The organism is Pseudomonas sp. MPB23 (assembly GCF_046605395.1).
In the GTDB taxonomy this organism is placed as follows: Bacteria; Pseudomonadota; Gammaproteobacteria; order Pseudomonadales; family Pseudomonadaceae; genus Aquipseudomonas.
The window spans coordinates 2,827,751-2,842,285 of sequence record NZ_CP176771.1 but is presented as its reverse complement, the minus strand read 5'-3'; the positions used below and the strand labels follow the sequence as shown (position 1 = coordinate 2,842,285).

Below are 14,535 nucleotides of genomic sequence, written 5' to 3'. Positions count from 1 at the left end.
TCGCATTCACTCGATGGGTTATCTAGAAACGACAAAAACAAATATCAAATAGCCACTAAGGGGCACACTGATACAACCAACTTAGATAATACAATTTCCCATTCTTCAAACTCTGAGACTCTCTTCAGGGTATTGACGCGGGTAATGGCGCGGCGATGCAAAGTGTCAGGCGACCAACGGTTACAGGGGTGCTACTATGTGCCTCGCTCGAAGTAACTCAACTTCATCATGTTTAAAAACGATTTGGCCACGCACTTCACACAAAGCCCCGTCAGCTGCCGTGACCGGTCTTCCCGCAGCGAACCCTCATTGGCTCCATCCGCTATGTACGCCAACTTCAAGTCACTCCTCGCCAGGTCCGTGTCCCGCAGCCATGCACGCCGCTTGATATTTGCCCTGTGCCTGGTCTCGTTGCTGCTCAGCCTGCTCGCGTATGCCAGCGCAAAGCCCTTGCCCCTGGCGGTGTTGCTGCTCAACCTGGTGACGCTGGCGTTGGTTGGCCTGCAACAGTGGCGTTCACGCAAATCCATCAAGTTTCAGCCCCAGGAACTGGCCGAGCGTCTGCTGCAAGTGCAGGAAAACGAACGCCACCGCCTCAGCCGCGAGTTGCATGACGATATCGGCCAATTGCTGACCGCCGCCAAGCTGCAAGGCGAATGGCTCAAGCGCCGCCTGCCGCAAGACCTGCAAGGCCAATGCACGGTGCTGTGCAACACGCTCGATGAAACCCTGGCCAAGGTGCGCGACGTCTCTGCCATCCTCAACCCTCGCCAGTTGGCCAGCCTGGGCCTGGAAGCCAGTCTGCGCGCGCATTTGATCAAGACCCTGGAAAACACACCGATTCACTGGAGCCTGGAATGCCAGCAACGGCTGACCGGAATTCCCGAAGAAATGGCCGTGGCGGCCTTTCGCATCACCCAGGAAGCCGTGACCAACATGCTCCGCCACGCCCAGGCACACAACTTGCTTATACGTCTTCAACGCGTGCCCGATGGCCTGTCGCTGAGTATCAGCGATGACGGCCAGGGCTTTTCGCCTGCCATCGACCCCGGCCTGGAAGGTCAACGGGGCATGGCCGGCATGTTCGAGCGGATTGATCAACTGGGGGGCACCTTGTCCGTCAGCAGCCAGCCAGGCAAAGGGACACGGATCGAAGCGCTTTTCCCCTGGGCGCCCCGCGCCCTCGAACGGGCCAGTTCCCCTAAGGTTTTCGAGTGACCTGCAAATTACTCCTAGTGGATGACCATGCACTGATTAGGGCCGGCGTACGTGCGCTGGTCCAGGACATACCCGGCTACACGGTAATCGGCGAAGCCACTGATGGCGCGCAGTTGCTGGAGCAGTTTTGCGCCCTGCAACCCGATATCGTGCTGCTGGACCTGTCGATGAAGCACACCGGCGGCCTGGATGCATTGCAACAACTGCGCCGCGCCTACCCCAAGAGCAAGGTGCTGATCCTGTCGATGCACACCGACCCGGAACTGATCATGTGCGCGCTGGAGTCCGGCGCCCACGGTTACCTGCTCAAGGACACCACCGCCACCGAGCTGGAGCACGCGCTGCTGGCGTTGCGCAACAACGAACGCTACCTGAGCCCGGCGATCGCCCACACCGTGATCAACCAGGCGCTGGTGCGCGGCCAGAGCCCGACCACCCCGGCCGGCCACAGTCATAACCTCACGGCCCGCCAGCTCGAGATCCTGCGCCTGATCGTACGCGGCAAGTCCACTCGGGAAATCGCCCACGGGCTGGGCCTTAGCGTCAAGACCGTGGAAGCGCACCGCTCGCAGATCATGAAGCGCCTGCAGATTTTCGACGTGGCAGGCCTGGTGTTATTCGCCGTGCGCGAGCAGATCATCAGCCTGGACGACTAGGGGCGAATTCACCGGCAGGTGCACGCGCAAGGCCTTGGGCAAGGCTTTGAAGTGCAGGTCGTCGCCCTCCAGCGGCTCGCCATCCAGATTGATATACAGGCCCTGCGCGACCTTGATGTCGACCCACGGCAGGCGGGCGCGCACAAACATGGCGTCCAGGCCCCAGCCATTGTTCATCAGCTCAAGCAAGGTACCGACCACCTCCTGGGGCGCCGGCAGGATGCTGACATCCAGCAGGCCGTCATCGGCCAACGCCTCCGGGCACAGCACATGCCCGCCGCCGGCCTGGCGCCCGTTGCCGATCCCCAGCGCGAGCAACTCACCCTTCCAATGGAAATCCGGCCCTTCCAACTCACCGTAGGCAGCCTTCAATTCGCTGAAACGCGTCAAGCCGGTGAACAGATAGGCGGCGCCGCCCAGGACCTTCTTCAGCTCCTCGGAAGTGTTCGCGGTGACCTGGCTGCCGAAGCCGCCGGTGGCCATGTTGAGGAAGATTTGCCCACCCACCTGGCCGAGGTCGATAGCCTTGGGCGGCACGTCCAGCAACGCCAGGGCCTGCGCCGGCTCCATCGGCACACCGGCGGCCTTGGCAAAGTCGTTGGCGGTGCCCAGCGGCATCAGCACCAGGCTGGCGTCGGTCTTGGCCAGCGCCATCGCCTCGGCCACATCGCGCAACGTGCCGTCGCCGCCGCCGGCAATGAGATGCGTGTACCCGTCGTCCAGCGCCTCGTGTACCAGGCGCTGAGCATCACCGCCCTCCCACGTCACCCGCACCGCCAGTTCCCAGCCCAGTGCACGCCGGGCCTGCACGGCCGAGCGTACGTCCTCGTTGAGGGCTTGCTTGCCGTGGAGGATCAACAGTGCCTTAGGGATGGTCATCGGGGGGGAATCTCCTGGGTTCAAAGGTGCTTGAAGGATGTTGACCTTTGGGGAGGAGAAAAAAGCCATGAGCTTGGAAATTATTTGAGGACGGGGGAAAACTGCAATCAGCGGGGTGCAACGCTTGCCCCGCGCCATCCGCGCACATGGCAAAAAGTTGCACAGTAAAAAGCTAAAAAGCCACCCCTAAATCCTCTACAGCCTTTGGTTTACAAGGGCTTCAGCCAAGTGCGCAAGAAGTTGCACAGCACTGTGCAACTTCTTGCGCACTTTTTCCCCGTTTCGCCTCCAAAAAAGCTGTTCTGCCCGCCTACTCGTCACTAAGCCACTGTTTTATATAGAAATTATTTAATTGGCATGCGGTTTGAATCGAAGACGCCCCCCAACGGTGCACTTCGCCCTCTGGGCGCCTTCATTTTTCAAGCAAGAACGGGCCGAAAGCCTGCCAAGGAACCCGGTATGAAAAAAAACCCCAACCACGTCAATGCAAGCCGCGACGACGCCAAAAGCTCCATGGCCACCTGCCCGCTGATGAAAAGTACGATGCAGTTGGTGCCCCTGAGCTATGGCCTGGTCGATGACCCAGCCCTGGACCCTTCGAGTGAAATTCCCGTCCCTTACCCACTCGCCACTCGCCCGCTCGGCATTCGTCTGCTGCGCAATGGTTGGCTCTATGTGATCGACGCGCAAAAGGGCGAACTCTCGGAATACCGCGTCCTCGATGGCGTGGTCAGCGCGATGCTCTGGCAGGGCACGGACGTCCACAGTGATCGGCGCGAAACGCCCATCAACAAACCGGTGTTGATCTATCCCGCGCGCGCTGAGCTGTATGTCTGCTACTCCGAAATACCGTGGACCGCAAAAAAGTGCCGCCAGGTCCTCAACAGCCCATCCGAGCGCGACTACTTCATGCAGGCCGTCGATCTGGGGCAGGCCGATTGTGAAACCGGCGGGCCCGGTTTATTAACGCCCTACCAGGCCGAACGCTGGTTGGCCGAGGTCGCCTCCAGCGGCGATGACGACGCCGATTCCGACAATGAACACACCCCGTATGCGTGGGAAATGCCTGCACGTTTTCGTGAAATTTCGATGCGCCACCTCAGCAATTGCGTCGAGGCGGGGTACCACTATGACGTCATGTATGTGCTGGTGAAGGATGATATTGGCGTGCTGCGCGACCTCGCCAACTACCAGGATCAGGTCGCCGAGTGGATCGACGCGTGGGCCAACGGCGGATCGCAAGCACGCGGCAACGAACGTGACTACCTGCTGGCCTGCTATATCGAATCGCTGACCCAATTGACCCAGGCGGATATCGGCGGACTGGCCGATGCCAGTAACCACCCGGCCATCAAGCGCATGCTCGGCGACCTGGAGGCCATGCCGGCGCCGCAGCAAGGTACGACGCGCCAGGCTCTGGTCGACTACCTCAACAAAGGCGGATTGCCTACACCGCCGAAGGGCAGTCCCGTGCCGCGAGAACTGGCGCGCTTGCACAAGGAGGCCCTGGAAGACGCGCTGTACATGGTCCGTTACCAGGGGGCCTCTGCAGACTACGCCGCCGCGACTCACGACATCGAAGACACGGATCGGCGCTATTACACCCGGGAACACTTCAAGACGTCGCCCCAGGACTTCGTCGAGGAACATTTCGAGGCCCTGATCAAGCTTGGTAAAGAGCAGGACCGCCGCATCAAGGAGGCCCTCAATGGCGCAAAGATGGGCCAACGCGGCATCAATGACCTGATCGACCGTGAGGCGATGGACAACGCACTGCTCGCTCACCGCCAATCGCTCAAGCGTTGGCACACCCTGCTCGACCACATCACGGCGGATCGCACGACGCTGTTTTGCGCCGGACTTTTCCATAAAAGCGCGTGGTACTACGACCCCCAGGATGACAGACAGATCGGCCAGGGTTTTACGACCGAATACGCCTGCCTGAAGGACATTTGCCGAAGCGACGAAGCCTGCGAGCGGGTGCTCACGTACCTGGAGAAAGAGCCGCAATTCAGCCGCCCCCTGTTTTACACGCTGCCCTACAGCGAACAGACCACGCTGTGGGCGCAGTATGCATTCGTGCCGGCGGCGGGCATGACGCTGTTCAACAACATGCCCGAGCTTTTGAAAAAACTTCAGGACCTCGAGAACAACCGGTTACCGGCCCTCGACAGGCTCCCGGACGACACCCGCGCGGTTGCCGACGCCACCCAACAGACCATGACCCCGGCGCTCAATCGCGGCCTGGAAAAAGCCCTGGCGGACTTTGATCAGGTGTTCAAGGGCCAGCCGATGCCGACGCTCGATCAGCTCTTCAGTCGCTTGCCCAAGGCCTTGCTGATCCGCATTCTGGACGCGGCGAAGCACGAGGGCGTGACCTTTACCTTTGCATCGGCGGACGAGAAGGACTCACTCCGGCGCGAACTCCGGGACTGGTTCAGAGAACAGGACTATCTGCAAAGGCTCAAGCGTGAGCGGGTCTGGTCAAAACAGACGGCGGGTCACAAATCGCCCAGAGCGCGAGAGCTTCAGGTTGAAATCGCGAACACCCGCTATCGACTGGGCATCGCCGAAGCGCGCCTGGCCAATGCACTCAGCCCGATTGGCGACTTGCCGGGCAACCACGTCCAGTTTTTCGGGGCCACGCCCGCGCGGGCGGGGATAACGGTGGTCTTTGCGCCGGCGGGCCGGCAGGAAATAGCCGAGTTGATGGGGAGCTTTCGGCAGGGTGTAAAGGCCGCGCCGATACCGAATCTGGTGGGGGATGGGGCGGCGTTGTTGGTGTTTGTGGTGCAGGCGTTGAATCTTTGGCAAGTGGTGATAGAGACTTCAGCGACAAGTAATACCCCACCGACTTTGCGACCTCTTTTTAGTGCTTTGATGGCGACGGGCGCCGCCGGTTTTGCTGCGGCGCAAGGTGTATTCGATACGGCGCTGACTGCTCGCAGCGCAGTGTTGGCCAAAGGGTTGCAGAATCACGCCGTCGCCCATGTGCACGTGCAAATGGGCAAGTTGCACATAGGTCTGGGAGGGATGACTTATGTGTTGGGGGCAATCGCTGCTAGTACCAGCCTCTACAGTTATCAAAGCAACTGGGAGCAAGCCGTCCGCAGCGGCAGCGGCGGGGCTCAGGCCGGGGCAATCATGTCGATGGCCGGTTCAGGCGGTTTGCTGGCAAGCAATCTGTATGGCCTGAGCAGTACGGTCTCCGCGGCCTATGCCGTCCTTATGGCTGAGCATGGGGCCGCCAGAACCGCCGCATGGGCCGCCGCTGGTGTGCGGCTCTCAAGCGTTTTTTTCCGTGTAAACCTGGCTGGCGCGCTGTTTACGGCGTTGGAGTTGGGCGGCAACTATCTCTACAACCACTACAACACCAGTGCCCATGACCAATGGCTACAAAGCACGCCGTGGGGACGGGACGCGAGCAAACGCAAATCCTCGAGCCTGGCTGACTACCAGAACGCCTTGATCGCGATCATGCAGGCACCCTCCGTGCAGGTCGGCCCTGTCGAACACGACACCTGGTGGAAAAACCTGCTGCTGGAAGCCAAGGTCGGCGATATGCATTTGCTGTTGCCCGGGCTGGATATCGGCGCATTTACGGCGCCGATGGGCGGCAGGCCCAGCCATCAGTTAAGCATCGCTGCGTACCGCATCAGCACGATTCGCAAGGAAAGAGGGCTACCCCACGAACGCTGGGAAATACTCAGCGAGGCCGTCGAGGCCCGGCTACGTCGCGTCGATGGCCATCAGATGATTCTCTGCATCGGCTACCCCGTGCCCGATGAACTGATACCAAACAGGTCCCGCGAAGAGCTAATGCTGGTGGTGGTCATTCAAAGCCCCAACGCCAACGGGCAGCCGCATCAGCGAACGTACTCTCTCCGCTTTGAGCCAAGGGGTAGCGGCGCCTTCCCGCCAGTTGATCAGGAACCCCTTCTCCCCAACGCACCGCTGCTGCAGATAGAGCCCCTGATGCTGGAGTTGATCTCGCATGACTAAACCCATTGATACCCCCTCGACCGATCCGGCGGCAATGAAGGTATACCGAGCCGGAGACATCGAATCGTTTGCTTCTGGCTACACGACGTACCTGGCACCGCTACCGCTGCCGACAGAGGCATCGCCCTACAGCCCCTACGTTAGCGATCTCAACGACACGTACTTGGACTTTGGCGGCGGTAAGCCCCAAGTATTTTCATGGCAGATGACATTGGGTCTTCCTTTTACCGGTGCGGTCTTAGCGCTTTTGGGTGGCCCCGTTGTCGGCGCTCTTATGTTTGCAACCCTCGGTCATGATTGGGATTATCTGTGGAATGCGATGCTAGGCATCTTTCTAGCGGGTTATGAAATTGTCTTCTGGGTATCTTTGTGCAACCTCGGCGTATGCCTCGCAGCATGGCTCAAAGCCCACAGCCTATACACAGAAGTCATCCCCACCCGCTTCAACCGCCAACGCCGCGAAGTCTGCTTCATGCCCAGGGGTGCGACAGTTCCTCTGTTCGTCCCCTGGGAATCCCTCTGCGCCTGGGTCGTCCAGGCGCAAGGCGGCTCACAGTATGGCGTGACTCGCCAGTACGGCATGGGCATGGGCTTTTATCACGAAGGGGAACTGGTCCGCGTTGAGTTCATGTGCGCCGGGATGCCACTGGCGATTGCCCACTGGGAAGCCGTGCGCGCCTACATGGAATACGAAGTCCACGACCTCAAAAGCATCCAGGACCCGCTGGACCTGCAAGGCCCAAACGATCCGCCCCATGAAGGCCTGCACACCTTCCGCAACGCCCGCGCCCGTCTGCACCGGCGGATTCGCGAAAAGGAAGTCGGCTGGGTGTATGGGTTTTTCTGGTACCTCTACCACGTCATGACCTTCTGGACCTTGCCCAACCGCCTCGTCGAATGGGAAGTCAAACGCATCGCCAAGGTCGGTCGCAAAAAATTGCCGGATGCCATGCGAGCCTGGTCGGAGGCGATTCCTGAGGAGCAGTGGGCCAAGCCCAGTGAGGCGTTGATTCGGTTGGGACAGCGCGTCAAAGAACTCAAGCAACGCAGACCGCAGCGCTCGATCACCGACATTTTTGCCGAGGTTTACCGACGCGAACATGAGCCGGTGGGTGGCTCTGAACGCACGTTCAAGCGGTGGCGTAAATGATGCTGGAGTTGATTTCGCATGACTAGACCCATTGATACCCCCTCGACCGATCCGGCGGCAATGAAGGTATACCGAGCCGGAGACATCGAATCGTTTGCTTCTGGCTACACGACGTACCTGGCACCGCTACCGCTGCCGACAGAGGCATCGCCCTACAGCCCCTACGTGAGCGATCTCAATGACACGTACTTGGACTTTGGCGGCGGTAAGCCCCAAGTATTTTCATGGCAGATGACATTGGGTCTTCCTTTTACCGGCGCCGTCTTCGCACTTTTGGGCAGCCCGATTGTTCTTGCTTTGTTTGGCGTAGGCTTCGGATATGGATGGGTTGATATCTGGGACGCGATGCAAGGCGTATTTTTAGAGGCTTATGAAATTGTCTTCTGGGTATCTTTGTGCAACCTAGGCGTCTGCCTCGCAGCATGGCTCAAAGCCCACAGCCTATACACAGAAGTCATCCCCACCCGCTTCAACCGCCAACGCCGCGAAGTCTGCTTCATGCCCCAGGGCGCACAAGCCCCCCTGTTCGTCCCCTGGGAATCCCTCTGCGCCTGGGTCGTCCAGGCGCAAGGCGGCTCACAGTATGGCGTGACTCGCCAGTACGGCATGGGCATGGGCTTTTATCACGAAGGGGAACTGGTCCGCGTTGAGTTCATGTGCGCCGGGATGCCGCTGGCGATTGCCCACTGGGAAGCCGTGCGCGCCTACATGGAATACGAAGTCCACGACCTCAAAAGCATCCAGGACCCGATGGACCTGCAAGGCCCAAACGATCCGCCCCATGAAGGCCTGCACACCTTCCGCAACGCCCGCGCCCGTCTGCACCGGCGGATTCGCGAAAAGGAAGTCGGCTGGGTGTATGGGTTTTTCTGGTACCTCTACCACGTCATGACCTTCTGGACCTTGCCCAACCGCCTGGTCGAATGGGAGGTGAAACGCATCGCCAAGGTCGGTCGCAAAAAATTGCCGGAGGCCATGCAAGCCTGGTCGGAGGCGATTCCTGAGGAGCAGTGGGCCAAGCCCAGTGAGGCGTTGATTCGGCTGGGACAGCGCGTCAAAGAACTCAGGCAACGCAGACCGCAGCGCTCGATCACCGACATTTTTGCCGAGGTTTACCGACGCGAACATGAGCCAGAGGGTGGCTCTGAACGCACGTTCAAGCGGTGGCGCACTTAGGTGCTTCGCGAGCACGCTTGCGCCTGGCGAGGGCTGCTGTCAGGCCGCCCACGATCAGCTCTTGTGCAACTTACTCATCAACTGCGCCTCAGCCTGGGTCAAGCCGCACGACTGGGTCAACTCATCCACCGTCGCGCCCATGCCCACCAGCTTCGCCGCCTGGGCGAAGGACAGGCTGGAGGGATCACGCTGCTCCAGCTGCGTCAGCTTGTCCGGCAGCGGTGCGAGGATCGCGCGCAGTTCATGCACCTCATCCCCGACCCTTACCGCGCTTTGCTGGAAATGATCCACCCGCTTGACCAGCTCCAGGACGCGCCGGTCGCGCAATGCGTCCTGCTCGGCCTGTTGCAACGCCAATTCGCGCTGCTGGCGCACATGGCGCAGCAGCAATGCCAACATCCCGGCCCATAACAGGGCCAGGACAATCACTGCGGCCTCGAGGAACAATCAGATGCTCTCCAGTTCCGACCATTCTTCTTCGCTCATCATCTTGTCCAGCTCAACCAGAATCAGCAGTTCGCCGTTCTTGTTGCACACGCCCTGGATGAACTTGGCCGACTCTTCGTTACCCACGTTGGGTGCGGTTTCCACTTCCGATTGGCGCAGGTAAACCACTTCCGCCACGCTGTCGACCATGATCCCGACCACTTGCTTGTCGGCTTCGATGATGACGATACGCGTGTTGTCGTTGACCTCGGTCGGCACCAGGCCGAAACGCTGGCGGGTGTCGATCACCGTCACCACATTGCCGCGCAGGTTGATGATGCCCAGCACGTAGCTCGGCGCGCCCGGTACCGGGGCGATTTCGGTGTAGCGCAACACTTCCTGTACGCGCATGACGTTGATGCCATAGGACTCGTTGTCCAGTTTGAAGGTAACCCATTGCAGGATCGGATCATCCAAACCTTGTGCGGACGCTGACTTATTCATACCCCTGACCCCTTCAAATGCCGTTGGACACGGCGTGCGTGCTTCTATGGCCGCACAACCGTGCGACCCTTGTTGTTCAATCAATTTCGGGTGTTGGCCGGCATCGTCTTGACGGCACCGCTGGCGATCAACTCAGCCAGTTCGGCGACGTCGAGCAACGCGCACATATGTTCGATCACGGTGCCCGCCAGCCAAGGCCGTTGGCCCCGGTGGCTGCGCCATTTGATTTCATTCGGGTCCAGGCGCAACGAGCGGCTGACCTGATGCACCGCCAGCCCCCACTCGTAGCCCTGCACCGATATCACGTACTGCAAACCCTGGCGGAAATCGTCGCGGTAGCGGTCGGGCATGACCCAGCGCGCGGTGTCCAGCACCTTGAGGTTACCGGCCTGGCTGGGCAGGATGCCGAGGAACCATTCCGGTTGCCCGAACAGCGGCGTCAGCTCCTGGCCCTCCAGCGAGTAGATCGAGCCCAGGCACACCAGCGGCACCGCCAGGGTCAAGCCGGCGACGTCGAACAGCAGGCATTCGAACGGCTCGGCAGCCCAGGCCGGGCGACCGTCACCGGTCTGCGGCGGTGGCGTGATGCTTGGGGGCAGGTGCACGTCCACCACCGGCTCGACCACGACCGGTGCCACCACCACGGGCGCCACCACGGCCGGAGTGATCGGCACGGCGACGGGGGCGGCGACAAGCTTTGCATCACGGGCCTGTTCTTCCAGGACGGCCAACTGGAACTCATCCAGCGTGCTTTCTGGCGCCAGGGCCGGTTCCAATACGAGTATCGGTTGTTCTTCCTCGGTCGCATCCTGCAGCAAGGCATCCAGGTAGGATTCCAGCGCCAGTTGCGGCCTTGTCTTGACCTTCAGTTCGACGGGACGGTTCATCACGCCACCTGCGCCAACTGTTGGGACAACAGGTGCTTGAGCAACGCGCGGTAGGCCAGTACGCCTCGACTTTTCGGGTCGAACTGCGACGGCGCCAGGCCTGCGCGACTGGCATCGCGCAGGCGCGTATCCACCGGAATGTAGCCATTCCAGATCGTCTCCGGGTAGGCATCGCGCAACACGCGTAACGTCCCCAGCGACGCCTGGGTGCGGCGGTCGAACAAGGTCGGCACGATGCTGTAAGGCAGCGCCTGTTTGCGCGAGCGGTTGATCATTGCCAGGGTGCTGACCATGCGTTCCAGGCCCTTGACCGCCAGGTGCTCGGTCTGCACCGGAATCACCAGTTGCTGGCTGGCCGCCAAGGCGTTGACCATCAGCACACCGAGCAACGGCGGGCTGTCGATGATCGCGTAGTCGAAGTCCTGCCACAGCTGCGCCAGGGTCTTGGCGATCACCAGGCCCAGGCCGCTCTGCCCCGGCGACTGGCGCTCAAGGGTGGCGAGGGCGGTGCTGGATGGCAGCAGGGAAATGCTTTCGTTGCTGGTGGGCAGCAGCAGTTGCCCAGGCAGATCGCTCGGCACGCTGCCCTTGTGCAGGAACAGGTCGTAGCTGCTGTGCTCCAGCGCGTCCGGATCGTAGCCGAAATAGCTGGTCATCGAGCCGTGGGGGTCCAGGTCGACCACGACCACGCGCTTGCCCGCCTCGGCCAGCAAGCCGGCTAAGGCGATGGAGGTGGTGGTCTTGCCGACTCCACCTTTTTGATTGGCAACTGCCCAGACTCTCATTCGGTTGGTTCCTCCCGGCGGGCATTGGCGCGACCGAGACATTGCATGGGGTTATTGAGCCGGCGACGGAGAATTGACGGCACTCTGACGCACCGGCGGCTTTGCAGGGGACGGTGCAGTTTGTGTGCCAGCCCGCTTCAAGGCCGCGTCCGGTGTTGCATTGGCGGTGCCGGTACCGGTCAGGCTACGGCGCACATCCAGGTTGCGCGACACCACCAGCACCACCCGACGATTGCGCGCGCGGCCTTCCACCGTGGCGTTATTGGCCACTGGCTGGAACTCGCCATAACCCACCGACGCCAGGCGTCCGGGGTTCACGCCCTGCATCGCCAGCATGCGCACGATGCTCGCCGCCCGCGCCGACGACAGCTCCCAGTTGGTCGGGTACTGCGCGGTGCTGATCGGCACGTTGTCGGTAAAGCCTTCCACGTGGATCGGGTTCTCGAACGGTCTGAGGATCGCCGCCACCTTGTCGATGATGGTGAACGCCTGGTCGCTGGGCATCGCATCGGCGCTGGCGAACAGCAGGCTGGAGTTGAGTTCGATCTCCACCCATAACTCGTTGCCGCGCACAGTCATCTGGTTGGAGCTGATCAGGTCGCCAAACGCGGCGCTGATGTCGTCGGCGATGCTTTTCAGTGGGTCGCTGGTACCGCCCACGCCGGCGGCGGTTTCGTCGCTGTCGTTGACCAACGGCTTGGCCGGGGTCACGGTCCTGGGCCGCTCTTCACCGATGGGGATCGGCTTGAGAGAGCGGTCGGCATCGTTGAACACACCGATCAACGCCTGGGAAATGACTTTGTACTTGCCTTCGTTGATCGACGAGATCGAGTACATCACCACGAAAAACGCGAACAGCAAGGTGATGAAGTCCGCGTAGGACACCAGCCAGCGTTCGTGGTTGACATGTTCTTCAGGCTCGCGACGGCGACGGCTCACAACCAATACCTCCCATCAGTCCATGAAGCCCTGGAGCTTCAATTCGATGGAGCGCGGGTTCTCACCCTCGGCAATCGACAGAATGCCTTCAAGCAGCATCTCGCGATAACGCGACTGGCGCAGGGCGACCGACTTGAGCTTGCTGGCCACCGGCAACAGCACCAGGTTGGCACTGGCCACACCGTAGATGGTGGCGACGAACGCCACGGCAATGCCGCTGCCCAACTGCGAAGGATCGGCGAGGTTGCCCATCACGTGGATCAGGCCCATCACCGCACCGATGATGCCGATGGTCGGCGCGTAGCCGCCCATGCTTTCAAAGACTTTGGCGGCGTTGATATCGCGGCTTTCCTGGGTGTAGAAGTCCACCTCCAGGATGCTGCGGATCGCTTCCGGCTCGGCGCCATCCACCAGCAATTGCAGGCCTTTGCGCGCGTAGTCGTCAGGCTCGGCATCGGCCACGCCTTCCAGGCCCAGCAGGCCTTCCTTGCGCGCCGTGAGGCTCCAATTGACCACGCGATCGATGCCGCCGGCCAGGTCGACACGCGGTGGGAAAATGATCCAGATCAGAATCTGCATGGCGCGTTTGAACGAACTCAGCGGCGACTGCAGCAATGCCGCCCCCACCGTACCGCCAATCACGATCAGCGCCGCCGGACCATTGGCCAGCGCGCCGAGGTGGCCGCCTTCGAGGTAGTTGCCGCCGATGATCGCGACAAACGCCATGGTGATGCCGATCAGACTCAGTACATCCATCAGAGGCAGGCCTCCACCAGATGCTTGCCGATGTCATCCAGGCTGTAGACGGCGTCGGCCAGGTCAGCCTTGACGATGGCCATGGGCATGCCATAGATCACGCAACTGGCTTCGTCCTGCGCCCAGATCGAGCTGCCGCCCTGCTTGAGCAGGCGCGCGCCTTCACGGCCGTCGGCGCCCATGCCGGTGAGGACCACCGCCAGAACTTTGTCGCCGTAGGACTTGGCCGCCGAACCGAAGGTGATATCCACACACGGCTTGTAGTTCAGGCGCTCATCGCCGGGCAGGATTTTGATCGCGCCACGGCCGTCAACCATCATCTGCTTGCCGCCAGGGGCCAGCAGCGCCAGGCCGGGGCGCAGGATGTCGCCATCCTCGGCTTCCTTGACGCTGATGCGGCACAGTTTGTCCAGGCGTTCGGCAAAGGCCTTGGTGAACGCGGCCGGCATGTGCTGGATCAGCACGATCGGTGCCGGAAAGTTGGCCGGCAATTGGGTCAACACGCGCTGCAGGGCGACCGGGCCGCCGGTGGAAGTACCGATGGCCACCAGTTTGTAGGCCTTGCGCTTGGGCGCCGGCGAATGGGCTGCGGCGGGTGCAGGCGTACGTACCGGCGGCGCCGCAGGCCGTGCAACCGGCGCAGGCGCCTGGCGCCCGAACGAAGAACCGGCAGGCGCAGCGGGTGCGGGTGTGGTAGCAGGCGCCGGGGCACTGAACAGGCTGCGACGGTTACTGCGGGAAATGCTGTGGACTTTCTCGCACAGCATCTGCTTGACCTTCTCGGGGTTGCGCGAGATGTCTTCGAAATTCTTCGGCAGGAAATCCACCGCGCCGGCGTCCAGCGCATCGAGGGTCACTCGAGCGCCTTCGTGGGTCAGCGAGGAGAACATCAACACCGGAGTCGGGCAGCGCTGCATGATGTGGCGGACTGCGGTGATGCCATCCATCATCGGCATCTCGTAGTCCATGGTGATCACGTCCGGCTTCAACGCAATGGCTTGATCAATCGCCTCTTTACCGTTGGTGGCCGTGCCGACCACCTGGATCGTTGGATCGGCGGAAAGAATTTCCGAGACGCGGCGGCGGAAGAAACCCGAATCGTCCACCACCAGGACCTTGACTACCATAAACACTCCGTTAGACGGGGCAGGCATTAC

General features: G+C 61.2%; 13 protein-coding genes. 5 read left to right on the top strand and 8 right to left on the bottom strand.

Annotation, left to right across the window (positions count from 1 at the left end; genetic code table 11):
- Positions 1–324 precede the first annotated feature (324 nt).
- Both ACLH0J_RS13185 and ACLH0J_RS13180 read left to right on the top strand, forming a co-directional pair.
- The gene (locus tag ACLH0J_RS13185) at positions 325–1,218 is read left to right on the top strand and encodes a sensor histidine kinase (protein ID WP_411392819.1); all 894 of its coding nucleotides are present in this window, start codon (positions 325–327) and stop codon (positions 1,216–1,218) included.
- Entirely contained in the window at positions 1,215–1,874 is a 660-nt protein-coding gene (locus ACLH0J_RS13180) for a response regulator transcription factor (protein ID WP_411392302.1), read from the top strand. Before ACLH0J_RS13185 ends, ACLH0J_RS13180 begins: the two co-directional genes overlap by 4 nt.
- Here the strand turns inward: ACLH0J_RS13180 and yegS are convergent.
- A complete protein-coding gene (yegS, locus tag ACLH0J_RS13175; RefSeq protein WP_411392301.1) occupies positions 1,833–2,753 on the bottom strand; it encodes a lipid kinase YegS in 921 nt (306 codons plus the stop codon). The two genes, ACLH0J_RS13180 and yegS, sit on opposite strands and share 42 nt — an antisense overlap.
- A 459-nt stretch (positions 2,754–3,212) precedes the next feature.
- Between yegS and ACLH0J_RS13170 the strand changes: the two genes are divergently transcribed.
- From ACLH0J_RS13170 to ACLH0J_RS13160, 3 genes are read left to right on the top strand one after another with little or no spacing between them, the layout of a single operon-like run.
- Entirely contained in the window at positions 3,213–6,755 is a 3,543-nt protein-coding gene (locus ACLH0J_RS13170) for a toxin VasX (protein WP_411392300.1), read from the top strand.
- Positions 6,748–7,905: a hypothetical protein gene (locus ACLH0J_RS13165; RefSeq protein WP_411392299.1), complete on the top strand. Its 1,158-nt coding sequence runs from the start codon at positions 6,748–6,750 to the stop codon at positions 7,903–7,905. The genes ACLH0J_RS13170 and ACLH0J_RS13165 overlap by 8 nt, the downstream gene beginning before the upstream one ends.
- Positions 7,906–7,923: 18 nt before the next feature.
- Positions 7,924–9,081: a hypothetical protein gene (locus ACLH0J_RS13160; RefSeq protein ID WP_411392298.1), complete on the top strand. Its 1,158-nt coding sequence runs from the start codon at positions 7,924–7,926 to the stop codon at positions 9,079–9,081.
- Between the two features lie 54 nt (positions 9,082–9,135).
- Here the strand turns inward: ACLH0J_RS13160 and ACLH0J_RS13155 are convergent, their stop codons facing one another.
- The 7 genes from ACLH0J_RS13155 to ACLH0J_RS13125 all read right to left on the bottom strand — a co-directional run bounded on the left by ACLH0J_RS13155 (position 9,136) and on the right by ACLH0J_RS13125 (position 14,505).
- Entirely contained in the window at positions 9,136–9,528 is a 393-nt protein-coding gene (locus ACLH0J_RS13155; protein WP_411392297.1) for a DUF2802 domain-containing protein, read from the bottom strand.
- Complete coding sequence (locus tag ACLH0J_RS13150) at positions 9,529–10,011, bottom strand: chemotaxis protein CheW (protein ID WP_010564003.1); 483 nt, start codon at positions 10,009–10,011, stop codon at positions 9,529–9,531.
- An 80-nt stretch (positions 10,012–10,091) separates the two neighbouring features.
- Positions 10,092–10,898 carry a CheW domain-containing protein gene (locus ACLH0J_RS13145; RefSeq protein WP_411392296.1) on the bottom strand — a complete coding sequence of 269 codons (807 nt, stop codon included), beginning with the start codon at positions 10,896–10,898 and terminating at the stop codon, positions 10,092–10,094.
- The gene (locus tag ACLH0J_RS13140; protein ID WP_411392295.1) at positions 10,898–11,683 is read right to left on the bottom strand and encodes a ParA family protein; all 786 of its coding nucleotides are present in this window, start codon (positions 11,681–11,683) and stop codon (positions 10,898–10,900) included. The genes ACLH0J_RS13145 and ACLH0J_RS13140 overlap by 1 nt, the downstream gene beginning before the upstream one ends.
- A 51-nt stretch (positions 11,684–11,734) precedes the next feature.
- Positions 11,735–12,622: a flagellar motor protein MotD gene (gene motD, locus ACLH0J_RS13135; RefSeq protein ID WP_411392294.1), complete on the bottom strand. Its 888-nt coding sequence runs from the start codon at positions 12,620–12,622 to the stop codon at positions 11,735–11,737.
- 15 nt (positions 12,623–12,637) lie between these two features.
- The gene (locus ACLH0J_RS13130) at positions 12,638–13,378 is read right to left on the bottom strand and encodes a flagellar motor protein (RefSeq protein WP_010563999.1); all 741 of its coding nucleotides are present in this window, start codon (positions 13,376–13,378) and stop codon (positions 12,638–12,640) included.
- Positions 13,378–14,505 (bottom strand): protein-glutamate methylesterase/protein-glutamine glutaminase, encoded by a 1,128-nt coding sequence (locus ACLH0J_RS13125; RefSeq protein WP_411392293.1) that lies wholly within the window; start codon positions 14,503–14,505, stop codon positions 13,378–13,380. The genes ACLH0J_RS13130 and ACLH0J_RS13125 overlap by 1 nt, the downstream gene beginning before the upstream one ends.
- Positions 14,506–14,535: the final 30 nt, after the last annotated feature.

Bases quoted from the DNA above. Each gene is read 5' to 3' on its own strand.
- ACLH0J_RS13185 (WP_411392819.1), top strand. From the start codon at position 325: ATGTACGCCAACTTCAAGTCACTCCTCGCCAGGTCCGTGTCCCGCAGC.
- yegS (WP_411392301.1), bottom strand. From the start codon at position 2,753: ATGACCATCCCTAAGGCACTGTTGATCCTCCACGGCAAGCAAGCCCTC.
- ACLH0J_RS13170 (WP_411392300.1), top strand. From the start codon at position 3,213: ATGAAAAAAAACCCCAACCACGTCAATGCAAGCCGCGACGACGCCAAA.
- ACLH0J_RS13165 (WP_411392299.1), top strand. From the start codon at position 6,748: ATGACTAAACCCATTGATACCCCCTCGACCGATCCGGCGGCAATGAAG.
- ACLH0J_RS13160 (WP_411392298.1), top strand. From the start codon at position 7,924: ATGACTAGACCCATTGATACCCCCTCGACCGATCCGGCGGCAATGAAG.
- ACLH0J_RS13150 (WP_010564003.1), bottom strand. From the start codon at position 10,011: ATGAATAAGTCAGCGTCCGCACAAGGTTTGGATGATCCGATCCTGCAA.
- ACLH0J_RS13145 (WP_411392296.1), bottom strand. From the start codon at position 10,898: ATGAACCGTCCCGTCGAACTGAAGGTCAAGACAAGGCCGCAACTGGCG.
- ACLH0J_RS13140 (WP_411392295.1), bottom strand. From the start codon at position 11,683: ATGAGAGTCTGGGCAGTTGCCAATCAAAAAGGTGGAGTCGGCAAGACC.
- ACLH0J_RS13130 (WP_010563999.1), bottom strand. From the start codon at position 13,378: ATGGATGTACTGAGTCTGATCGGCATCACCATGGCGTTTGTCGCGATC.
- ACLH0J_RS13125 (WP_411392293.1), bottom strand. From the start codon at position 14,505: ATGGTAGTCAAGGTCCTGGTGGTGGACGATTCGGGTTTCTTCCGCCGC.